23 protein-coding genes are annotated in these 23,090 nt (G+C 34.0%); 7 read left to right on the forward strand and 16 right to left on the reverse strand.

The features are described 5' to 3' along the window. Positions 1–259: 259 nt before the first annotated feature. Positions 260–694: a DUF5391 family protein gene (locus ACQKMR_RS24485; protein ID WP_427699624.1), complete on the forward strand. Its 435-nt coding sequence runs from the start codon at positions 260–262 to the stop codon at positions 692–694. Positions 695–1,245: 551 nt separating this feature from the next. On the opposite strand, the gene ACQKMR_RS24490 is transcribed toward ACQKMR_RS24485, so the two are convergent. The 6 genes from ACQKMR_RS24490 to ACQKMR_RS24515 all read right to left on the reverse strand — a co-directional run bounded on the left by ACQKMR_RS24490 (position 1,246) and on the right by ACQKMR_RS24515 (position 5,698). Next, complete coding sequence (locus ACQKMR_RS24490) at positions 1,246–2,199, reverse strand: ABC transporter permease (RefSeq protein ID WP_427699625.1); 954 nt, start codon at positions 2,197–2,199, stop codon at positions 1,246–1,248. Further along, positions 2,199–3,131: an ABC transporter ATP-binding protein gene (locus ACQKMR_RS24495; RefSeq protein WP_427699626.1), complete on the reverse strand. Its 933-nt coding sequence runs from the start codon at positions 3,129–3,131 to the stop codon at positions 2,199–2,201. Before ACQKMR_RS24495 ends, ACQKMR_RS24490 begins: the two co-directional genes overlap by 1 nt. A gap of 310 nt (positions 3,132–3,441) precedes the next feature. Further along, positions 3,442–3,939 carry a GNAT family N-acetyltransferase gene (locus ACQKMR_RS24500; protein ID WP_427699627.1) on the reverse strand — a complete coding sequence of 166 codons (498 nt, stop codon included), beginning with the start codon at positions 3,937–3,939 and terminating at the stop codon, positions 3,442–3,444. A 120-nt stretch (positions 3,940–4,059) separates the two neighbouring features. Then, the gene (locus ACQKMR_RS24505) at positions 4,060–4,584 is read right to left on the reverse strand and encodes a GNAT family N-acetyltransferase (RefSeq protein WP_427699628.1); all 525 of its coding nucleotides are present in this window, start codon (positions 4,582–4,584) and stop codon (positions 4,060–4,062) included. A gap of 320 nt (positions 4,585–4,904) precedes the next feature. Then, on the reverse strand, positions 4,905–5,195 hold the full coding sequence (locus ACQKMR_RS24510; protein ID WP_427699629.1) for a hypothetical protein: 291 nt from the start codon (positions 5,193–5,195) through the stop codon (positions 4,905–4,907). A gap of 377 nt (positions 5,196–5,572) precedes the next feature. Then, positions 5,573–5,698, reverse strand: coding sequence for a hypothetical protein (locus ACQKMR_RS24515; RefSeq protein ID WP_427699630.1), 126 nt, complete (start codon positions 5,696–5,698; stop codon positions 5,573–5,575). Between the two features lie 143 nt (positions 5,699–5,841). Between ACQKMR_RS24515 and ACQKMR_RS24520 the strand changes: the two genes are divergently transcribed. Continuing rightward, positions 5,842–6,639 carry a peptidoglycan-binding protein gene (locus tag ACQKMR_RS24520; RefSeq protein WP_427699631.1) on the forward strand — a complete coding sequence of 266 codons (798 nt, stop codon included), beginning with the start codon at positions 5,842–5,844 and terminating at the stop codon, positions 6,637–6,639. 247 nt (positions 6,640–6,886) lie between these two features. Here ACQKMR_RS24520 and ACQKMR_RS24525 read toward each other — a convergent pair whose 3' ends face one another. From ACQKMR_RS24525 to ACQKMR_RS24550, 6 genes are all read right to left on the reverse strand, one after another. Further along, complete coding sequence (locus ACQKMR_RS24525) at positions 6,887–6,955, reverse strand: hypothetical protein (RefSeq protein WP_427699646.1); 69 nt, start codon at positions 6,953–6,955, stop codon at positions 6,887–6,889. Then, complete coding sequence (locus ACQKMR_RS24530; protein WP_427699632.1) at positions 6,952–7,086, reverse strand: hypothetical protein; 135 nt, start codon at positions 7,084–7,086, stop codon at positions 6,952–6,954. The genes ACQKMR_RS24525 and ACQKMR_RS24530 overlap by 4 nt, the downstream gene beginning before the upstream one ends. Positions 7,087–7,175: 89 nt before the next feature. Beyond that, on the reverse strand, positions 7,176–8,147 hold the full coding sequence (gene galE, locus ACQKMR_RS24535) for a UDP-glucose 4-epimerase GalE (RefSeq protein ID WP_427699633.1): 972 nt from the start codon (positions 8,145–8,147) through the stop codon (positions 7,176–7,178). 329 nt (positions 8,148–8,476) lie between these two features. Next, positions 8,477–12,136: a CDP-glycerol glycerophosphotransferase family protein gene (locus ACQKMR_RS24540; RefSeq protein WP_427699634.1), complete on the reverse strand. Its 3,660-nt coding sequence runs from the start codon at positions 12,134–12,136 to the stop codon at positions 8,477–8,479. Between the two features lie 564 nt (positions 12,137–12,700). Further along, positions 12,701–13,585, reverse strand: a complete 885-nt coding sequence (galU, locus tag ACQKMR_RS24545) for a UTP--glucose-1-phosphate uridylyltransferase GalU (RefSeq protein ID WP_427699635.1) — start codon at positions 13,583–13,585, stop codon at positions 12,701–12,703. A gap of 801 nt (positions 13,586–14,386) precedes the next feature. Beyond that, positions 14,387–15,175: a PhzF family phenazine biosynthesis protein gene (locus tag ACQKMR_RS24550; RefSeq protein WP_427699636.1), complete on the reverse strand. Its 789-nt coding sequence runs from the start codon at positions 15,173–15,175 to the stop codon at positions 14,387–14,389. Between the two features lie 354 nt (positions 15,176–15,529). On the opposite strand from ACQKMR_RS24550, the gene ACQKMR_RS24555 reads away from it, so the two are divergent. From ACQKMR_RS24555 to ACQKMR_RS24570, 4 genes are all read left to right on the forward strand, one after another. Next, a complete protein-coding gene (locus tag ACQKMR_RS24555; protein ID WP_427699637.1) occupies positions 15,530–16,306 on the forward strand; it encodes an extracellular solute-binding protein in 777 nt (258 codons plus the stop codon). 21 nt (positions 16,307–16,327) lie between these two features. Next, positions 16,328–16,801, forward strand: coding sequence for a COG4315 family predicted lipoprotein (locus ACQKMR_RS24560; protein ID WP_427699638.1), 474 nt, complete (start codon positions 16,328–16,330; stop codon positions 16,799–16,801). A 111-nt stretch (positions 16,802–16,912) separates the two neighbouring features. Next, complete coding sequence (locus ACQKMR_RS24565) at positions 16,913–17,440, forward strand: RNA polymerase sigma factor (RefSeq protein WP_427699647.1); 528 nt, start codon at positions 16,913–16,915, stop codon at positions 17,438–17,440. Beyond that, positions 17,441–18,163 carry an anti-sigma factor domain-containing protein gene (locus ACQKMR_RS24570; RefSeq protein ID WP_427699639.1) on the forward strand — a complete coding sequence of 241 codons (723 nt, stop codon included), beginning with the start codon at positions 17,441–17,443 and terminating at the stop codon, positions 18,161–18,163. It begins immediately after the preceding gene. Positions 18,164–18,553: 390 nt separating this feature from the next. Here the strand turns inward: ACQKMR_RS24570 and ACQKMR_RS24575 are convergent, their stop codons facing one another. From ACQKMR_RS24575 to ACQKMR_RS24590, 4 genes are all read right to left on the reverse strand, one after another. Beyond that, positions 18,554–20,017 (reverse strand): aminoacyl-histidine dipeptidase, encoded by a 1,464-nt coding sequence (locus ACQKMR_RS24575; RefSeq protein ID WP_427699640.1) that lies wholly within the window; start codon positions 20,015–20,017, stop codon positions 18,554–18,556. A gap of 84 nt (positions 20,018–20,101) precedes the next feature. After that, positions 20,102–20,725, reverse strand: coding sequence for a VanZ family protein (locus tag ACQKMR_RS24580; protein ID WP_427699641.1), 624 nt, complete (start codon positions 20,723–20,725; stop codon positions 20,102–20,104). A gap of 344 nt (positions 20,726–21,069) precedes the next feature. Next, the gene (locus ACQKMR_RS24585) at positions 21,070–21,327 is read right to left on the reverse strand and encodes a hypothetical protein (RefSeq protein ID WP_427699642.1); all 258 of its coding nucleotides are present in this window, start codon (positions 21,325–21,327) and stop codon (positions 21,070–21,072) included. Between the two features lie 223 nt (positions 21,328–21,550). After that, entirely contained in the window at positions 21,551–22,375 is an 825-nt protein-coding gene (locus ACQKMR_RS24590) for a MerR family transcriptional regulator (protein WP_427699643.1), read from the reverse strand. Between the two features lie 106 nt (positions 22,376–22,481). On the opposite strand from ACQKMR_RS24590, the gene ACQKMR_RS24595 reads away from it, so the two are divergent. Next, positions 22,482–22,931 carry a GNAT family N-acetyltransferase gene (locus tag ACQKMR_RS24595; protein ID WP_427699644.1) on the forward strand — a complete coding sequence of 150 codons (450 nt, stop codon included), beginning with the start codon at positions 22,482–22,484 and terminating at the stop codon, positions 22,929–22,931. The last annotated feature ends 159 nt before the right edge of the window (positions 22,932–23,090 follow it).

Consider the following 23,090-nt stretch of genomic DNA (forward strand, 5'->3'; position numbering starts at 1 on the left):
TAATTGGATAAAGTTCCAAATATATTAATTTCTTATTGACCTTTTATCTGAATAAAGGACAGTTATTCAACTAATTCTGCCCCGTTTGTTTCATAGAAAAAGGCTTTACTCTTTATTGAAATAAAACACACATTATAAAATAAGACCGCTAATAAATTTTAAGGTGTAAATACATTCTAGTTATGTTAGGATAAAGCGGATGGTTAATTTTAACAATTTTAACATCCATAAAATGAGAACATAAAGGAAGTGAAAAATTATGAGAAAAAAAAGAAAGGGAATTATTTTTATGACTTTGCTGTCAGCAGTCCTTTTTTGTGTTTTATTGATCACAATCTCACTATCCCCACTTGCAGATATAGGAGCGAATGCTAATCAATTCGGGTCTTCAGGAATGTGGATATCAATAGGAATGGTACTTGTTTTTTATCTATTCCCCTTAATAATATATTTGATAGGTATAGATTTAATACGATTCGTTTTAGCCTTGTTTTGTTGCTTCGGGCTAATGATAAATTCCTCAATAATTGTAACAGTTTTAGTAATAGCAAAATTTATAGACATTAGCTATATATATATTGCTATTATCACAGGTCTTTGTCTTGTTGCAATAATTGTAAATATTTTATGGTTCTTCATAGCTTTTCGTTCACCTTCTGCTATGGATAATCCAAATCAAACCGTATTACCTTAAAATTGATCAAAGTGTACAATAAATGCTCTTCTTAATGGAGAGCTTTTTATATACTCATATTCCTCCTAAACTCCCCTGCTTCGCTAGTTCTGCATAAGAAAAGGCGACCCCTTTTATTAAAGAAGCGCCAATTATCAGTTTCAGTATTATAGAAACCTTCTGTCACAATCCTGCCCTATCAGCTCAACAAGAAAAAATTACCTCAAAAATTGAAATGATAAAAGAATGTATATAACCGCAAATCCGTAATTTAATAGATAGATCCGCTTATCTTCTTTTTGAGAATAACTTTCAACCCCATCTATTACTGAATTAACCCCTAATAAGGTAAAGAACATAACAAAATAGAAATCAAAATCGTTGATAAAGCCCATTACTAACATGAACAATATTGCTAGGGTCATTAAGATTTTTATTATAATAAATGATTTTGTACTTTTCTTTGCCCTTTTTTCAAAAAATAACCCCAATCCAAAACACCCCCCTCATTCCTTACATTCCTTTTTCTTAATAAGAAAAACCGAAATCAAAGACCGATTTCGGTTCATACCTTAGTTAGAAATATCTTTCTTTTGAAAGAAGAAAAAGGTTAATGCTAAAAAGATAAGATAATAAATTGCTAGTATACTTATAGAAAATCCAAGAGTTGCTCCCTCAAACATTGAGAACGATTCAGAAATGTAACCTCTTAAATCGAGATGAGGGAATAAGACGAACTTTAACCACTCGTTTTTTTCAATAAGTGACTGTATTACTAAATTTAAGGTAGAAGAAGCAAATAAAATAGATATTGAAATTCCTACTGCAAGTGCTTGGCTTTTAAATAATGTGCTTAACATAAAAGCAATGGTTGTGATAACTAAAAATCCTGGTATCCAATAAACGATCATATCAACAAAATAATCCCCAACTATTACGGGACTAAAACCAAAAGATGAAGGATCTAGAATTTTATCTGTATACGAACCATTTCCAAAGAATAAAATTCCTACTATATAACTGAATATAAATAGACTCACAAGTAATAACGCTGCAAATAATAGTGATGTTATATATTTAGAAAGGAGAATTTTCCAACGTTTATAAGGTCTAATTAACAATTGCTTAATGGTGCCATCTGAAAATTCAGATGAAACTAAGGAGCTGCAAACAATTACAACAAATAGTGTAACAAATGATGTTAATGAGGTAGTCCAGTTTGCCATATACGTCCAGTTCGAACGCAAGTTAGGGTTTATATTAGCGTCTAAAAGTTGTTTATTTAAATCGATTTCTTCCATTATCATGGACTTTTCATCTTCACTAATTTTAGAACTTTTTAATTCGTTCTGCTGTTCTTGTATTTCTGCTTGTAACTCTTGCTTCCAATCTTTACTTGATTCGACTGGATTTAGTTTATAATCAATCAACGCTGTTCCTACAGCTGCCAATAAAAGAAAAACGATAAACAAATATGTAGATCCTTTTGAAAAGATTTTCATCCATTCATTTCTTATCAAGGACATCATACAGACTCCCTCATTTCCTGCTCAGTTATTTCAAAGAATTTATCTTCTAGTGATTTTCTAGTAATGCCTATTTCATAAACATCTAATTGATTACCATTAAAACTTCTGTTTATACTAGCCGTTTGTTCACGTGTGGCTGTTACAGAAATTGAATTCGCCTCATGTTTAAGAATAGGTATGTTACCAAACTGTTCTTGAAGGATTTTTTTAGCTAGCTCTCCATCACTGACAGTAAAAAGAACTTCATTAATTTTTTCAGTTTTTTCATCTACAATATGTTCTTTCGTATGTATGAGTTTTCCCTTTTCAATAACGGCAAAGCTATCACACATTAATTGCATTTCTGATAACAAATGCGATGAAATTAAAATACCCACGCCTTCATTTGCCAGTACCTTCAAATAATCACGAAACTCGCGAATCCCTTGTGGATCTAAACCATTAGTTGGTTCATCAAAAATCAGCAAAGACGGTTTATGCAAAATTGCCTGTGCTACACCAAGGCGCTGACGCATTCCTAATGAATATGTTTTAACCTTTTTATCTATGGCATGATCTAATTTAACAAGCTTTATTACTTCTTCAATTCGCTCATTGGATATTTTATTAGGTGACATACGAGCATAGTGAAGGATATTTTTTCTGCCTGTCATGTATTTATAGAATTCTGGATTTTCAACAATGGCACCTAATTGATTCATGGCACCTTCAAAATCTTTATCGAGGTCACGTCCATTAATCATGACTGTACCGCCCGTACGATTAATAAGACCCGTAATCATACGAATAATAGTGGTTTTACCAGCTCCATTTGGACCAAGCAAACCAAATATTTCCTTACTTTTTATTTCAAAGCTAACATTGTCTACAATGGTGGCTTTTCCAATTTTTTTAGTTAAGGATTGGACCTTAAGAACAGTTTCAGACATATAATACCTTCCTTTTTGTATATTTACCAAAGTCACACAAATGTAATATTACCATATTATGCATATTATTACTATGTTGATATTTTTCCATATTGTGATATAACGCAATCTCCAAGGTGGGAACCAACTCAGAAAAAATAAATCTAGTGAAGATAATTTATTATAGAAGTATTATCTTATTCAAATGTTTCCATTTATTTTCCTTATAGGTACATGGGATATATTCAATGACTACTGACCAAGGTATATCAAAAAAAAGCTTCCACCATCTCGAAACTTTTATATTTAAAGATTTCCCGCATATTCATATCTAGAATTTAGATCCAAGCTTCAAAATATATTCTTCAACCTCTTCGCCTCGTGCATTGGAATATCCTTTGTCCTCATCGATAATTGCGAACCCGCATTTTTTCAATACTCGAATAGATGCAAGGTTATCCTTAGCCGCTCGGGCATAAAGAGGACGAACATTTATTTCATGCAGGAATTTACTCAGTGCATCCGTGGCAATCCCCTTGCCCCAATATTGCTTTCCAATCCAGTAACGGACTTCTGGATTGCCAAACTGTTCAAAGTTTAGAATGTTGCCCACCACATACCCGTTGTAAAATATCGTCTTTTTCAAGATATTCTCGTTCGCTAATATATTCGTCCAGTGTTTCAAAAAAGCCGCTTTGTCAGCAGGATCTTTAGATGTGAAAGCAGCTATATTGTTTGCAGTAGAATCTAATTGATGTTCGAAAAAGACGGATAGGTCACTCTCTCTGACATCTTGCAGTTGGACTTCGTCATTTTTATGGAATCCCATAAAATTCACGCTCACTCCCTGACTGGTTTAGTGTCTATATTTTACAATACCCCATAGTTCAAGAACTATTTCTTTTCGATAGTTGTTCATTTAATAAGGTTTGCACTTCATCTACTACACCTATTTCAGTAAAGAGTATACGTTCGTATCAAATGGAACATCATTTTGATACATATAATTCTTTAAAACCCCTTCCTTTTCAAAGCCTAATTTTATTAATAACTCATTAGATGCTTTGTTTTCTACAAACACAATAGCTCCAATACGCTTAAGATCTAATTCTTTAAAACCATATGATATGACTTCTAGAACAGCCTCAGTGGCAAGCCCTTTTCCCCAATTCTCTGGAAAAAGCGCATAACCTATTTCAGCCCTCTTATGTTCAGAAGACCAATCGTGAAATCCAATTGTTCCGATAATGCCTTCCTTTTCTTTACTTTCAATCCCCCATTTAATGCCGCGTTTTTCATTGTAGTTATTAGCAAAATTCACAACAATATTTTTCACCTGCTCTAAACTGGTTAACGGTTTTTGTCCATAATAACGTAATACATCTGGATTCGAAAAACAGTTTAATATATCCTGGGCATCATCTACAGTAAGTTCTCTCAAGATAAGCCGTTCTGTTTCTAATTTAGGAAACATTCTCCCACCCCTTTTTTATAGTCTTTCACGTTAATCAAACATAGGTAGATCTAATTTTTCAACTGATTATTTACTATCTTTTCTAAAAGGGCCTTAATTTCTTCATTCTGTTTTGTATGTTATGTAAGTCCTTTGCTATTAAAGGTAGGTAGTAAAGGATAAAAACAGTAATTGCTATAAAAAAGATTACTGATGAAAATTGCATGATTTCACTCCACATCGTCATATACACCGAGAAAATAACATTAATACGATCAAACTGCCTCGTTGAATAAAAAAGAACTGTCATATAGACAGCCCTGATCCACTAGGACTAGCAGTTAGACAAGTTTGTCGTTATCTTTTTTTCCTAATATAAATGTGAAGTAAGTTAGTATAAGTGTTAGTATTCCAGTGCCAAATAGGACACTTCCAATTATTATAAAATTATTTTTATGAGTCTCAACCACCATATTGTATTGGTCAGTATCATAGATTCCATCTTCCTGATTATCAAGCCAAGAATCCCCTAGTGAAATGCCAAAATTAATACTTGAAAACATCAGTACTAGCCCTGTTATTGCTAGTAAAGATGAAATAATCAATAAGTTATTACTATGTTTAGTTAACATGTAGATTTCCCCATCTCTAAAACTATTTCCATAATAAATAAATGTTACCATATTTTTCTTCATAATTGGGAGTTAATACAATCAAAGGGTTTGTTTTACTATGAAATGATGGATTCCACCATTAATACTTATAGGTTGTAGCGCCAAGGATAGAGGCGCGGATAAAATCAAGGTTTTGGAAACGTTTGAGTTCCTTCGGCGTACCTGTCACGACAGCTCCATTTAATCAACCTCAATCACCTTATTTTCAGCCAAACCGGAAATTGATGACCTTCCGCATGGATGGGCCACTGGTAAAATCGATTTCATCCACTTTTTTTGATTCATTGATTATATGGAGAGCTAGTATTGAAAGGGAGGAGTTCAGTATTATCTTCCTAATAGGTTGTGTAAATGAAGAAAAAACTTTCTTTTAAGTACGAATGTCTAAAAACTTGCGTAAATGCCACCTCTTCTGCTTCTTCAAAAATGACAAACGCTATTAAAACTGAGGATATTGTCATCATATATCCTCCCCATTCTGTTCTCTGTTTGTTACATCTATTAACAATTCTTTAGTGCCTTCGAGGTGTTTTTCCTTAACTGCGCCTGAAAAAGTGATAGTTTAGCGAATTGTTTAAGGCAAGAAACAACGAGGAGGACAAACATGAAAAAAATATTATTTACGATCATAACGGCTTCTGTATTCATTATTGGAATTTGTATGCCAACTAGAGGAGAAGCTGCCGTTGGAGATCGCACACTTTCGTATGAAACGAGTCATAGTGATGTAAAGGAGCTACAAGAATTATTAATGACAAAAGGGGTCTTCCCCTATCATGAAGCAACAGGCTACTTCGGTTCGATTACAAAAGAGTCTGTAAAGGAGTTTCAGGAAAAATCAAGACTAAAAGTTGATGGAATAGCAGGTTCACAAACGAACCAGAAAATAAAAGTTCTGCGCAGTGGGGATATTGGTAAGCCTGTAGCTGAACTACAAAGGCTATTGAAGGTATGGGGTGTTTACACTTCGACGGTCGATGGAATATATGGCAATGGTACAAAGCAGGCCGTTTCAAATTTTCAAAAGCAAAAGAGTTTATCTGTTGATGGAATTGCCGGGGCAAGGACTTTAGGCAAATTAGAGGAGAAAGCCAATTTAGTAAGCAAAAATGTTAAGGAGCTGACCGTTGCAAGCACAGCTTATACGGCAAGCTGTTACGGATGCTCTGGCACCACAAGAATGGGCGTCGATTTAAAAAAGTATGATGACGCAAAAGTGATAGCAGTCGACCCTAATGTGATTCCTTTAGGTTCTAAAGTGGAGGTTGAAGGTTATGGACAAGCCATGGCGGTAGATACGGGCGGAGCGATCAAAGGCAATAGAATTGATGTATTCATCCCAAAAGAAGCGGATGCTTTAACGTGGGGAAGAAAAGAAGTGAAAGTAAGAATCATAGAATGATTGAATACGGCTCCAGCGTTTCAATCTGAATCTGCTAGATACATAGACAGAGAGAGCAAACATAAGGAATTATTAGAAATATCAAATTAAAGAGCATCAAGTGTTGATGCTCTTTAATTTCTTATACTAAATATTATCTTGTTACATGCAAAACATTTAATTATCTTCTATCTTATAACATGATTCCATACTATCTTGCTCTGGGAAACTTCAGATTAACCTATTTCTATTCAATTTTATATACTCGTTAATCCTTCAAGAATGTACCTTGCCGATACTCTAGGTAAGCCTGATTAATTTCCTCTTCTGTATTCATGACAAAGGTCCACGGGCAACAACTGGTTCAATCAAAGATTCTCTCGCATATAAAACAATACTCATTGGTTCGATTGCTGTTATATCAACTTCACTTCCCTCTGATTCTTTGTCTTTTAGGATAAAAATCAAAAAACACCTCGTACCCTTGGTTTGAGATTCACGAGAAATCACTACCAAACGGCTAAGGTGTCCTTATATAATCCTACATAATTAAATATTTAGCTCTTTTGACTTTTATGCCATTTCCAAGCACTTCCAATGATTTCTTCTAAACTTATCGCTGCTTTCCATCCTAGATCTTCATATATTCTATTAGCTGAAGCAACGAGTCGAGCAGGGTCTCCAGGACGACGATCTGTATACTCTATTTTCGATTTTATTCCTGTCACCTTTTCACAAGTGTCAATTACTTCTTTAACCGAAAACCCTCTCCCGTTCCCAAGATTATAAATAGCAGTATTCTTCTTCCCAGATAATAAGGCATTAAGGGCTAATATATGAGCCTTAGCTAAATCCGTTACATGAATATAATCACGGATACAAGTACCATCTGGTGTATCATAGTCCGTACCAAACACGGAAATCTTCTCACGTTGGCCTAATAAGTGTTGCAAAATAATAGGAATCAAATGCGTTTCTGGATCATGACTTTCACCAATCTCTCCCGAATCATGTGCTCCAGCTGCATTGAAATATCGTAAAACAACATAATGTAATCCATATGCTTGTGCAAAGTCTTCTAATATATGCTCCACGAACAATTTTGAACGTCCATATGGATTAATAGGATTAGTTGGTTGTTCTTCATCAATTATATCTACATTTGGTATCCCATAAGTGGCTGCCGTAGATGAGAAAATAAAGTTTTTAATATTATACTTGAGCATAGTATTTAATAAAGTAATAGTTGCAGCAACATTATTTTCATAATACTTATAAGGTTCTTGAACAGACTCACCAACTAAGCTATTAGCAGCAAAATGCATAACTGCCTTAATAGGATATTGTGTGAAAATATCATTTAAAACCGCTGTATCTCCTAAATTTCCTTCTATTAATAGAGCCTTCGAATCAACCAAAGAACGAAAACCCGTTGAGAAATTATCTAAAATAACCACTTCTTCATTTTTCACTAATTCTTTTACAAGGTGGCTTCCAATATAACCTGCACCGCCAACGACTAAAATCATTTTCTATTTCTCCTTTCAATCTAGAAAACCTTTAACATTAAAATTAAGGGTCTAAATTCCTCTCTACACCCTTTGAAAAGTGAAAAAATCCAGCAAACAAGACATATGACTTTTGAACAAGCAAATCTAGTATCTTCAGTATATTAAGGATTGGTATAACTGAAAAAGGCGCTTCAAACGATTGAACTATTATTATTTTATCAAGTCCATGGTGAAATAATTATTATGTATCTCGAAATCAATTGTACTTTTTACGTGCCCTTTGGTTATTCATAGAGTGGGGCAGGCTCCTTTCTCATTGAATTGGAGAAAAGAACCTGCCCACTACTTTATAAGCATTTAATAAATGTTTCCATCGCTAAAGAATTATATTGATTGTAATCAAAATTTTCTATTTTGAGATTCTCTTTTCTAATCATAGAGTATAAACCTTTTTCAAGTCCATTAATGCTATTTTCAACAAGCAATCCATATTTACCATTTTCCAAAACAGTTCGATTAGCAATTATATCCGTAGCAATAATTTTCATTCCTAAAGTCATCGCCTCTAACAAAACCATAGGTTGACCTTCATAATGTGAAGAAAGAACAAAACAGTCACATTTTTTCATAAACGAAAAAGGATTTTCAAGTTGTCCCAAAAGATGAACTGAGTTATTCATATCTAGCTCATTGATTAAGTCCTGTAAATCGTCCTTTAAAGGACCCTGTCCTAAGATATACAGCTTACTATTTTTGTGTTCCTTTTGGAATCTTGCAAATGCATGAATCAAATTATCTTGACCTTTTTCTGGAGATAATCTTCCCATGTTGACAAAATTAATATTATCTTTTCTGGGATACGGGATAAATTGATTATCCACCTCCAATCCAAAAACTTCTTTTATTTTTAAAGCATTATTATCTACCCAGCCTAGAGATACACCATCTTTTATTATATGAGAATAAGTACCCTTTAGAGTAACTGCTTCCTTATCTATACTGACTATACTTCCATTAAGACTTTTTAAATTTTTCACCGTCGTCTTAGCACCTTGTAACCCATACGGTTTATTCCAAATATAATCTTTTTTCCCCAAATTAATTTCTGAAGTGCTCTGTACTTCTCTCTCTTTTAACTTTATCGGTGTATCTATAATTTTAAATGCTCTGTTATCCAGCCACCCAATTTTCTCATTATCCATTTCAAAAAGGTAATAAATACCTTTTATAGTTTCATTAACTTTTATTATATTCACAATTTGCCCTTCAAACTCTTTTGCTTTAGTTATTCTTTTAGCCTTAAAATTTGGATAGGCTTTTGTCCAAATTGTATGGTTTTCTGGTTTAGTTATTATTCCATACATCTGCTTACTAATGTTTATTTCTTTCAAAGTTCTATTTTCAATATTATCAATTATATTTTTGTTCCTTTTGTAATTTCTGGATATAATATACTTTCTTTTTAAATGAATTTTCTTCTTGTCTATATTGCTCAAATTTCCATAAATTGAACAATGTTCAAGAATAAATAAAGCTGAATTATCTATCCATCCTATTAACGTATTATTAATTGAAATCCTACTATATATAGAATGTTGTGTTTTTACTTCCTTATCAACTTTCACAATAATGCCTTTATAATCATGACTATTAGAAACTTTGTATGCGCCTTCAACCTTGTATGGTTTAGACCAAATATGGTTTCCTCCTGGCCTTACCAGCTTTGCGATTTTATCAAGCTCTTTTTCGTAAATAATACTATCTGGCAATAACTCAATGGCCTCATCGGTTATCCATCCAATAATTTGATTGTTAAAACTGAATTTGTAAAAAGTATTATGCTCATCGCTGGCTTTTCTCGAAATCACAATTTCAGCATTTTCATATCGTTTTCCTAGACGAAACTGAACAGCACCCAAATTCCCAGGAACGATATTCCAAGCATAGTGATTCTTAATATCCTTTAATATCGCTCTTGCTTTGAAATTTTCTGTAGTCATTGATATTACATCATTATCGATAACTTCAGATTTATTTGACTCAATTTGAAGGATTTTCTCTGGGTTAATAGAATTCATAACAAAATCGAACTTATCAAAGTCTGCATACTCTAACAAATTCTTTCGGTTTAATTCCATTGTTCCCTTAGAAACACTTACAAGTTTATCAAATCGATTATATACGGAAAAAAGTCCCCTTAGATTTATTCGATGAGGTCTCTTTCCATTTATTGTTTTCTCACTTTCTGAATGCAAATCATTATGCATATAGCAAACTTTCTTTTTTGCATCTGCAGATAGAAGGAATTTAGCCCAATAATGACTATAACCACTAAAATCAATAACAAAATCAAATTTTGTTTTACCGAATAAACGTGCATGTTCTCTAACATAAGCATTTTCTGGGTAAAGCTTTTTCCCTAAAAACCCTCTTTCCCCTCTGTTATGAATAAATTTATTCCTATACACTTCAAAAATTTTATAAACAGGTAGTCCAGGTTTAAAAAGAAAACGCACATTCTTATTTACCTTGTCCAAATTTTTCAAGACTTCATTAGAGTGAGGCGTAGCAGTAAAACAGCTGACATCATATTTGTCATAATCAATGTTATTCATTAAGTTAAGAAAAGAAGATGTAATTCCGTTATTTCTCAACCCGCCAGGATATATTAATATTTTTTCCTTTGAGGAATCTAGACCAGTAATTGTGTTGAGTTCTTTCGTAGACTTATTGAATATACTAAGGACAATTCTCTCTGTTACTTTCCCATCTTCATAGTTCGTGAATTTTTGCTGCATCATTTTATATTTTTCACAATAACTCATTTTCACGTTTTTAATATCCTTAATTGCATTAACTAATTCTCTCGAGTTAAAAAGCATCGGGCCTGGAAGTTCATCATTTTTAAGGTATTGCCCTCTTTGTTCTGTATAAACATCTGTATCCCAAGTGTAAAATAGAATTGGCTTATTTGTAACAAGGAAATCAAAGAAAATACTAGAGTAATCAGTAATAAGCAAATCAACTGTAGCAAGCAATTCATTTGTATCTACATAATCAGGAATCAATCTATCCTTGATTTCTGTATGCTTATTAGCTTCTTTATATAAATAAGGGTGTACCTTAATCAATATATTATATTGTTCTCCAATTTGATTTTCTAAAAAATTTATATCTGCAATGATCTGAAGAACATCGTTATCCACTTTGGCAAGATTTGTTCCCTTCCAAGTTGGAGCGTATAAAATATTCTCCTTACTACCATTGATTCCCAAACCTAAAGTTCTTAAATAATCATTAAACTCTTCAGGATTTGTATTCAGAGTTAAGTCAATTCTTGGATATCCTTCTTCGATAATTTTTCCTTTATACAATCCGTTTAATTTATAGCTTTCAGTAAAAATTTTGGTAGTATGAGCATTAGGACTCAAAATGTATTCTGTGCTTAAAAAGTTCCTTACAACGTTTTGAGAGAGTGATGGATTACCTGGTATATCAAACCCCATATTTTTAAGTGGTGTACCATGCCAAGTATTAATATAAATTTGATCATTTTTCGGTATAAAAAAAGACTGGAATGTTGAATTATTAATTAGATACTCACTTGTCGCTAAATACTTTAAATAATCCTTTGAATTACGTTGCACAAATTTTACATTAGGCATATCCTTATACTTCGATATTACACCTGAAAGCGCACTAAAATCTTGAATAGACCATATATGCACAAAATCTTTAAAGTCTTGATTTCCTACCATATATTTAAACATCGCGTATGGACTGTCAGTGATACTATTTCCATCGCGGCTCTCATAAAATATAGTGTTTTTTTTCACTATTAATTTATCATAAAACTTTGCATAATTATTTACACGCTGATGGTTTTCCCTTGATAAGTAATTAGCAATTGGTTCTTTAAGGAAATCGATTTTTCTTTTTAATACCTTCTTATTCACTAAGTGGGCATCCCCTTTTTTGATTGAATTTTCACCTGATTCAAAAATCATAATTACCTTTCCAAGGATAAAATCATCAACTATAAATTATCAATAGTTGATGATTTTATAAAACTACTTTTATAGACTTTTACTTTGATTACTACGCTATAAGGGAAAATATTAAAATATTCAGAAGCGAATAAAACAGATCCATAAAAACAACTTTAAATTTTCCCCCTACTTACTTCTTGTATCAATTATTAACTACTAACAGACCTTCTTTAATCTTTGTTGTAGATATTCCCTCTGTCTTGGTATGTATATTACTTCACAATAATCTATTTGGGAATCGAACTTCCCTTTCCAAACATCCCCATAACAAGAATATTAACTTTATTATCTAATACATCTTGAATCTTTTGTTTTCATAGCCAAGATAAGATTTTTTATCTTTTAATTTATTACACTATTAAACAATCGTAAAAATCTACGGCACGCCTGATTGATATTAAAACTTTTTCCACTTAGATTCATCATTTTCAATAAAAACGCAACAAGTAACAAAGCGAGTGATAAACGACCCTTTTCCTGTTTTTATACATCCTGTCCTTTAGCGAATGTAAAATTAAAGAACTACTTAACTGCCTTATGCCTTTCGAGTATGCTTTCCAATTCTCTCAAAATGTCGTCTCTTAATTCAGGATGTTGTAAGGCAAATTCAATTGTAGTTTTTACAAAGCCATCTACAACTCCGACATCATGTCTTTTACCTTCAAAATCATAGGCAAATACTGTTTGGATTTCATTAAGTTTTTGAATGGCATCAGTTAACTGAATTTCACCACCAGCACCAGTTTCATGTTTTGCTAAAAAGTCAAATATTTCTGGGGTTAGTATATATCTCCCCATAATGGCTAAATTAGATGGAGCTGTTCCTTGTTTTGGTTTTTCAACAAAGTTATTAACTTCGTACCGTCTACCATCTTGAGTTAGCGGGTCAATGATACCATACCGATGCGTTTCGCTTTCATTAACGGATTGTACTCCAATGATAGACGAACCTGTTGCATCGTATTCATTTATTAATTGACGCAATGAAGGGACCTCGCTTTGAACGATATCATCACCTAAAAGTACGGCAAATGGTTCATCTCCAATAAAATTACGAGCACACCAGATAGCATGTCCAAGGCCTCTCGGCTCTTTCTGCCTAATGTAATGGATATTGGCTAAATTAGATGGATATTGTACTTTCTCCAATAAATCAAATTTTCCATGTTCCCTCAAATTATTCTCTAGCTCATAGGCATTATCAAAGTGGTCTTCTATCGCACGCTTATTCTTTCCTGTGACAATAATAATATCTTCAATTCCGGATTTTACAGCTTCTTCTATAATATATTGAATAGTTGGTTTATCCACTATCGGAAGCATTTCTTTTGGCATTGCCTTTGTAGCAGGTAAAAACCTTGTTCCCAATCCCGCTGCAGGTATAATTGCCTTTTGTACTTTTTTCATTAATTTGTAGCTCCTTTATCTTTTAGAAAATGTAAAACAAAAAAAACTTTCAACAATTACAAATTGTTGAAATTTTATTAATCAACCCTCTTATAATTAAAAGAAAATCACATTGGTAGTTAACTGAATATTTCCAACATTGATAATGAATTGAAAAAAACCTAAGAATTTCTTAATCACATTATTGATAGTAACATAGACTCATTTTTTGTAAATGTTTTAGCCTAAATAAAATTTGTAATTACTGATATTTTGAGGTAATTTCAAAAAAAAAAAAATAAAAATACAGAATTTGCGTTACTGCTATCCCATTCAGAACCTAACTTCTTAATCTTATTATGAATGGTTCTATCCCTTACATGATAACGTGTTGTTGTCTCTTTAATAGTCATTTTTTTGTTTGCAATTTTTTTTGATGATGTCTTTTACTAGTATTTCTCCCCATAGCTTCTTAGTATAAATACAGTGGAAGTGAACCTAATATATACGAAATTGATTTCAATTCATCGAATAGGTAATACTAGTAAATTCGTAGCAAAGAACGTGGTTCTAGTGGGTAAAAAGGAAGTATCATCCATAGTTATATTGACATGATTGTTAACCCAAAACTAAGAGGTGTATCGAGGATTTTCCTTTGATGAGGATATTATTGAAAGTAGACAAAAATAAAAAGTTAGAATTAGTATATAAAATGGGAAGAATATTTATGTTAGTCAGGTACGTTCGCCCTTTTTATTTGAATGGCTATACCTGACTTATTAGGCAATATTCCGAAATGCTCTCATTCTCTATTCTAGATAATCAAAGAGTTAAGTGTCCTTCGAATATTGTTACTGCATTTCCAGAAAGTTTAACTGTATCTTCTACTACTTCAACCTTTAATACGCCCCCTCTTTCTGACGCTTGATAGGCTTGAAATATACTTTTGTTCAGCTTACTTTTCCAATATGGTCCTAAACAACAATGTGCGGATCCTGTTACATAATCTTCGTTAAGGCCTTGGGCTGGGGAAAAGAAACGGGAAACAAAATCATATTCACTGAGGCTCGATTGGCTCGTTACAATGATGCCGCGAATCGGTAACTGAGCAATTAAATCTATATCGGGTTTTAAGTTTCTTACGATTTCTTCTGATTGAACTTCTATTAGGTAATCCCATTTGTTTTGACCAACATAAGTAGGAGCAACGCCTAGTGCCTTAAGTAGTAAGTCAGGAGCAATAGTCTCCTTCTCCATTAATGACGGAAATTCCAACTGTATCATTCCATCTACCAATTTTGAAGTAAGAACTCCACTTTTCGTTTGATAGACAATTGATTTATTCTTTTGTACGTATCCTTTTTCCCATAAAAAGAAAGAACTTGCTAGTGTTCCGTGACCACAAATGGGTATTTCAATAGATGGAGTAAACCATCGTAAATTACATTCATTTTTATAAAGATTAATAATAAACGCAGTAACAGGTAAATTAGTCTCTTTAGCTACCTTTTGCATCCACTCTTTGTTCTTTTCCTCACTAAGAAAACAAACAGCAGCTGGGTTCCCTCTAAACGGTTGGTCTGTAAAGGTATTGATAATAGTTAATTCCATCAAGTAAGCCTCCGGTAAAAGTATTGTTAGCTACATATTTCTACTCAAAAGATCACAATCCCTTTATAAACCTAACTTGAAATTTTGGTTAGTTGTACAAGGATACTTGAACACCTTCTCCAACTTCGTTACCCCATTACTACTTTCATTTTTTCACAAAAAATCCTTCTACCAGTGGTATCGGCATAAACTGCTCGTTATTGACCAACTTCATGAAAATAGTGGAAATACATATTTTGCAATTAAGCTTCAAAAAGGTAAAAACAAAAAAATAACATTTTTTTCAAACCGTTTTGGGATTTGTCTCGTTACCTATAGTACAAAGGATTTTTACTGAAAGGAGAGAAGAAAGTCGTGAAGAAAATTTTTTTTGTTGTTGGATTGATATCAATAATGTTTGTCGTGTTAGGATTTTCAACCGGAATGGATTCTAAACGGGGTTATGCTGTCAACGATGTTGTAAAAGTATACGGCCCAGGTGGACCTCTTGGGCCAATCAAGGAATTAGCGGATCAGTTTACTAACGAAACGGGAATAAAAGTTGAAGTAACTGCAGGACCCGAAGCAAAATGGATTGATCAAGCCAAACAGGATGCCGACATTATTTACGGAGGGTCCGAGTATATGCTGACTGATTTTACGCTTAATCATCCGGGTATCATTAATGAAAAAACCCGTACAGAATTGTATTCGCGCGCAGCCGGAATTTTAGTTAGAAAAGGTAACCCCAAGAATATACAGTCTTTGGAGGATTTAACGAAGAGGGGCGTAAAGATTGTAGATGTTAATGGAGCTGGACAACTGGGACTATGGGAGGATTTAGCAGGAAGAAAAGGACTTATTCCTGGAATTAGTAGCAATATTGCTATTTCAGTAAAATCCAGCGCAGAAGCAATTGATTTATGGAAGGCAAATTCTAAATACGACGCCTGGATTACATATGAATCCTGGCATTACCGTCTTTCAGACGTGACAGAACTGGTTCAGCTTCCTGAAGAAGATAAGCTCTATAGAGGGACTCCCGTAAGTATAACAAGCAAGACCAACAATAAGAAAGAAGCAAAACAATTTATTAATTATTTAAAATCTGATGCATCCCATCAAGTGTTTCAAAAGTGGGGATGGAAATAAATAAATGAGGAGTGGGATTATATGAAAAGATGGATATTTATTTTAATGATTTTTACAATGATGTTGGTTTTAGGAGCATGTGGAAATGAAGCTAAAGATTCTATCAAGAAGGATCAAGTGGTGAATAGCACAGCTGGTGATACCGCCGCGAGCCTGAAATTATTGGAAAGCGGAACAACGAGCGAGTACCTGGCTGATACCAAAGGAATGACACTGTACTTTTTCAAAAAGGATGAATCCGGAAAAAGCAATTGTGCTGGTGAATGTTTAGAAAATTGGCCGCCGTTCATGGAAAAGGATTTCAATGTGCCAAAGGGCTTTGACAAAAAAGATTTTGGAACAATTAAAAGGGAAGACACTGGGGCAGAGCAGGTAACTTACAAAGGATTTCCGCTCTACTATTTTGTAAATGATAAGCAAGAGGGCGATGTCAATGGTGAAGGTGTGAAAGATGTTTGGTATATTGTAAATAAGGAAACAGTTTTTCCAAAATAAGAAAATAGAGGGAACGATCAAATGAAAGTGATCGTTCCTGTTGTTCGTTTTCCAAATTTATTTGGTGAGGAGTTGCAGGTACGATTGGAAGAAAAACTTGATAAAGAATTAATGGCATTAGTAAAGAATAAGCATCGTCCTGCTCTGGAAGAACTTTATGACCGGTATATTAAATTAATCTATGGCTTTATTTTTAAATTCACAAATGGAAATGAAGAAAAAACAAAAGAGATTGTTCAGTTGGTTTTTCTAAAGCTTTGGACGACAAAAAGCAGTTATAACCCCGAAAAGGGAAACTTTGTGAATTGGCTTTTGACTGTTACACGGAATGTATGCGTGGATTATGTTCGTAAAGACAGTGTTCATATTCGGAATAACAAACAAATGGATTTGAGCAAGCCAATAGAGATAGAAGATCCGAATAATGATATAGAAAATGGACTTATTAACAGTGAAATAGCCAAAGCAAAAAATAAGTTGAGCAAGCCGCAAAAAAGACTAATTGATTTACTATATTGGAAAGGCTATTCATTAACGGAAATTGCCAAAATCGAAAATGAACCGATTGGAACCATCAAGAGCAGACTTCATCAATCCCTCAAGCAGTTGAAAAAGTATTTGGAAGTAGGTGATTTGTAAATGAGTATAGAATGCTATAACCTGCTTTCATTTTTATCAGATGAACTGGAAGAAAAAGAAAAGAAGGCATTCGCGGAACACTTAATCCACTGCCCCGAATGCACCAGGGAGTATGATCAAATGACAGAAGCCTGGAATTCATTGAAGTGGGATTTCGAACAATTTGCCCCCCCTGCTTCCCTAAAATCAGAAGTTATGAATTTTGTTTTTGAAAGTAATCCTGAAATTCCTGTGCGAAAGGTAAAGAAATGGAGCAGTTTTTTCCGTAAACAGTTTACTCCTATAACTTCAGGCCTCTTGCTGGCCGCTCTAGTTTTGGTGATCGTTCTGTTAAATTCCAATGTGCAACTTAAAAAAGAACTCTCAGCTATCAATCTGCCTGTAGAGGTTGAAACGACACTTTCTTTACAGCCTGCTGATAAGACGGCTGTGAATATGAATACTGACGGAGTTGCATATATTTTGCAGCAAGGTGAAGAAAGAAGATTAGTCGTACAGATTCAGAATTTGCCTACTCTCAAAGAGTCCGAGGTTTATCAAGTATGGCTGCTGAATAAGGGCGAACGGGCTAATGCAGGAACTTTCAAGCCTGATGAAGCTGGCACAGGATTGTTGACATACAAACTTATATTGAATGATCAATTCAATCAAATCGGCATCACAAAAGAACCAGACCCAAATGGTACACAGCCGAGAGGTAAAAAGATAGTTGGATCTTCATGAAAATGAGAGACTTGCCTACATAGGCGAGTCTCTCATTTTGTAGACAAAAGGGGTACTATCTAAATTTTATAACAAAGTTGATTGGAGCGGAAGGTGCGAGACTCCTGCGGGAAAAGCGCGTCTAGGGGAGACCCCGCAGGCGCAAGCCGAGGAGGCTCCCGGACCGCCCGCGGAAAGCGAGTGCCCTACGTTCAAATCAACGTTCAAATTGTACAAGCCATAAAAAACTGTAGACAAACTCGATTTTCATTGTCTACAGTCTAAAGAAAGTACATATCAGATATGTACTTTCTTTTTTATACTATTGAACTAAGCTGACTCAACACCATTCAATATAGAAGAATGCTATTAATATACTAAGTTGTTCCTTTCGTACAAATAAACTGCTGATTAAAGGTCCTTCATCCTTTTTAAAGTATAAAGTAAATACTCCCAGTTATTTACTGCGGAAGGGATACTTAGGTGTTCATCAGGTGTATGTACGGAAAACATATCCGGCCCGATTGAAACAGCATCTAATCCTGGTATCTTATCTATGAATACTCCACACTCGATTCCTGCATGTACAGCGATGATTTCAATCTCATCATTATATTTTTCATTATATGTTTGTTCAAATAATTTCTTGAGTTTTGATTCAGGGTTATATGGCCATTCCGGATAATCCGCATCTATTAATAGTTTGCATCCAAGCATTTCCGCTAACGCTTTTGCCTGAGTAACCATATTGTATTTCATGCTTTTGACCGAACTTCTGATTTCACTTTCGAATTTCATTTCTGTATCCGTTGTTGTAACGACCCCTAAATTGATTGAACTCTCTACCAATCCTTCTATTCCCATATTCATCCCCTGGACGCCATTTGGGATCAACAGTAAGGATGTAATGGCTTTACGCATCGTTTCTTTGGAAAAAACGTTTGTAGAGATGCTTTCGCTTTTTTCGAACCCAATCGATACTTTAGGGTCGGAAGATTGCAGTTCATTTTTAAACGTTTCATCCCATTGCTGGATTTTATCCGTTATCTTCTGAACATCGTCAAAATGGATCAATATACTTGCCTCTGCTTCGCGAGGAATCGCATTCCCTTTTAGACCTCCATTAATTTGCTGTATGAAGCAAGTGAAGTTCGTCGTTAACTCATGTAACAATCTGCCCAAAAGCTTATTGGAATTCCCTCTTTCCTTATTGATTGATATACCAGAGTGACCGCCCTTTAACCCTTTAATCCTGATGGTGTAAGGTACTGTATCATTAGATGCGGGTTCCCATGAGATTGGCAGGATTTGCCTAACGCGTATTCCTCCTGCACTGCTGACTAGCAGCTTTCCATCTTCCTCTGAATCAATATTAATCAAAATTTTACCATCAAAGTGAGAAGAATCAACAGCAAGAGCGCCGTTCATTGTCGTTTCTTCTTCAGTAGTGATAACTACTTCAAGAGAAGGATGCGGAATATCATTTGCATCCAATAATGCTAATGCATAAGCAACAGCAATCCCATTATCCGCTCCTAATGTTGTATCCGTCGCATACAACATGTCCCCTACAATCCTTAATTGAAGAGGATCTTTCTCAAAATCATGAAGAGTTCCCTTATTCTTTTCGCAAACCATATCCATATGCCCCTGGATAATGACGATGGGTGCACTTTCATATCCAATTGTAGCAGGCTTTTTTATTATGACATTTAATGCTTTATCCTGTACTACCTCCAGGTTCCGATCTCTTGCGAAGCGAACCAGAAAGTCACTAATCTCTTTCTCATTACCTGAACCTCTTGGGATATTGGATATCTCCGCAAAGTAATGAAACACGGGATGGCTTGTTAACTCTTCTAAATTGCTATACATAGGATACACCCTCTCATTTAACTTATTTATTTATGCCCAAAGTCAATATCTCCATCAACTTTTTAATCACATGTATCTTTTTCTTCACAAAATCATATTATCCTTTTTCATTTTTCCAGAACGGAATGCAACCACTTTTGTAAACAATGGATACAGGATGTACCCCAGATAAACGCCAATCACATTCAGTATAAGGTCATCCACATCCAAACTTCCTCGTCGAAAAACATACTGACAGATTTCAATGCTCAAGATCGAGAAAAATGGATAAAGAAATTTCCGAAAAGAGGACAACTCTTTCCCCTCCCTGGACATCAAGTACAGCCCAAATGGAATAAACAATCCTACATTGGCGCTAAGGCTATAAAAAGACACAAGCCAGTTAGTTTCATTCGACAAATAAGATAGTATCGTAGAAAAAGGGATTAAATTATACGAATAATCCTGCCCATTTGGTCGAAAGAAAAGCAAAACCAATAATGAAAAACTGTATCCAATCAGACCTGCCTGCCACCAAAACCGAGAAAGCATGACCGTTTCGCCTCGAAACCAAAGAACCAGCATCGAAACAACAACCAAGATACATACCCAAACAACCACGATAACCAAAGGATTCAAATATAAAAGGAGCTGAAGAAAAACAGACAGCCCACACAAAAACAAAGCTTGGGACAACAAAAGAGAAAGAATAATCGATTTTAGTGACATGTATCTATCTCTCCCTTCTATTTCTTTCCAAAAAGAACGCATATCTTTTTATCCTAGGACATCTTGAACAAGGCGTCAACAAACTATATGAAAAAGAGACAGAACATAAAATTCTCTCTCTTTTTCAGTTTATATAGAAAACACTTAGTATACTAAGTGTCGCTAATATGAATGTATGATAGTTTACCAATTAAATAAAAGGAAGCAGCTTTACAACAGAAGTTAAAAATGCGGAGATCCTATGATGGCAGTTCTGACATAAAAAACCCTTCTCTTTTTGCAAAATTACTAGGTTGTCTATTTAACTCCTGTCTACTTGACTGGATCACATTAAGGGTAAGTTATTATTTGGTATACTCCAATGTGTCTCCTTTATTAAATTCCTTGTAATGTTTTTCAGTTGGTTGAGATTCAATAGTAATGATATTACCCTCTTTAATTGGACTATCAGTTAATGTGTGGAATTCTACGTCTATTTCATTACCTGTGCCAAATAGCAGATTAAAATTTTTATTTGTATTATTGGTAATTTTATAAGTGAAACTCTCGTAGTCTTTGGTTTTTAATTGATGTTCAATGGATTGTTTGACGTTAAGATCCATTCTGTTGTTCTTTTAGTCACTTTGAGCTATAGCTATATAGTCAAAATATAAAAAGATGATAAGAAAAATAGCCACAATACATAAAACTAACTTTCTCATATTTATACCCTCCGCAAAGTCTCTTACTGTTCCTGTAGAAATTCCGTTCTTTTAATTTTGAGCTTGTACATCCCCACTAAAATCATCTTCCTAATAACGTATATGTGGCTCAAAAAATCTTCCCTCATCCTACTTCTACCATTATTTTCGTTAGGTAATTTTCGTAACCCATTACTGAGACCTCATCTAACATATACTCTTCGTATGAAAACGTTTTGAGGTTCAAGTTTTGACTTTGCATAAAGTTTAATATTTTTTCATATGTTTCGGAAATACTCTTATAACTCCCTTTATGATAGGCAACAATATATAGTCCCTTGGGCTTTACATATGAAGAAGAGCTCGCATGATTGTTCATAACTTTTGTGTACAAATATGAATAGTTATCATGGTCTCTATGAACTATCTTTTCTTTGTTTATCATGGCCCCAATAGGGAAACCCGTATAAAAATTATTTTTATTGCAGTAATCGATAAATTTAGATGTTGATCTTAAGAAATCAGCATCAGAAGAATTCAAGATGGAATCACTAAGGAAAAGTTGTTCTTCCTCCTGAAATTCTAATGTGATTTGAGAATAATCAATACGTATCGCTTTTTCAGTGAGGGATATTTTCGTTTCAATAATCTTCTGTATTCGATAAAGATCTTCAATTTTTTTTTCTAATTCTATGGATTTTTCTTTAAAAAGGTTAATTAACTCTATAGGTGATCTGTTAGTAAGAAACCATTTAATCTCTTTCAAGGGCATTTTAACTTCTTTTAAAAGTGTGATTACAGAAAAAACTTCAAATTGTTGATAGGAGTAATACCGATAGCCTTTTTCATTTTTTATGTCGGGAGAAAGAAGCCCAATCTCGTCATAGTGAATTAGCGTTTGTTTTTTTACATTACATAGTTTGGCGAATTCTCCAGTAGTAAAATATTTGCCTAAATTTCCATCGACCAATACAATCTCTCCTCTTGACTATATGGTAACCATATACCTTAGGCTATTAGTATATCATGATAACAAAACGGCTAAACATGAGCGAAAATGAGGAAGGATCAATATTATGACCATCACTATTAATGAAGTCACGAATGAAAATGTAAATGATATTTTAAAATTGGGAATAAACACAAAGCAAAAATCGTTTATTGAAACGACAGAACAATGTTTAGAAGAAGCCAAGGAGTGTAAATATTATAAGCCAGTGGGACTTTATTCAGACAATAGCTTGGTCGGTTTTGCTATGTATGGATTTTTCCCCGAAGAAGGGGAAAATGGAAGAGTGTGGTTAGATCGTTTTTTAATTGATGCTAGATATCAAGGTCTTGGGCTTGGAAGTATTATGTTAAAAGCTTTAATACAACGATTAACTAAAGAATATTATTGTAATGAAATCTATTTAAGTGTAGTTGAAGATAATCAAGCTGCACTTCACTTGTATAAGAAATTCAACTTTACATTCAATGGTGAATTAGATATTAACAATGAAAAGATCATGGTTAAAAAGGTATAAATAGATATACATGTAAAATGCCACCTAATTGGTGGCATTCCAGTTTGTAGACAAAAGGGGTTCTGAATTAAAACATTCCGAACCCCTTTTGAAATTCCCTTTGAATTTTGCTCAATATTAAGGAATTGGGTCTCTACGAGCCCACTATGTTAGGCCATT

It is taken from the genome of Peribacillus sp. NPDC096540, from assembly GCF_050278525.1.
GTDB lineage: Bacteria > Bacillota > Bacilli > Bacillales > DSM-1321 > Peribacillus.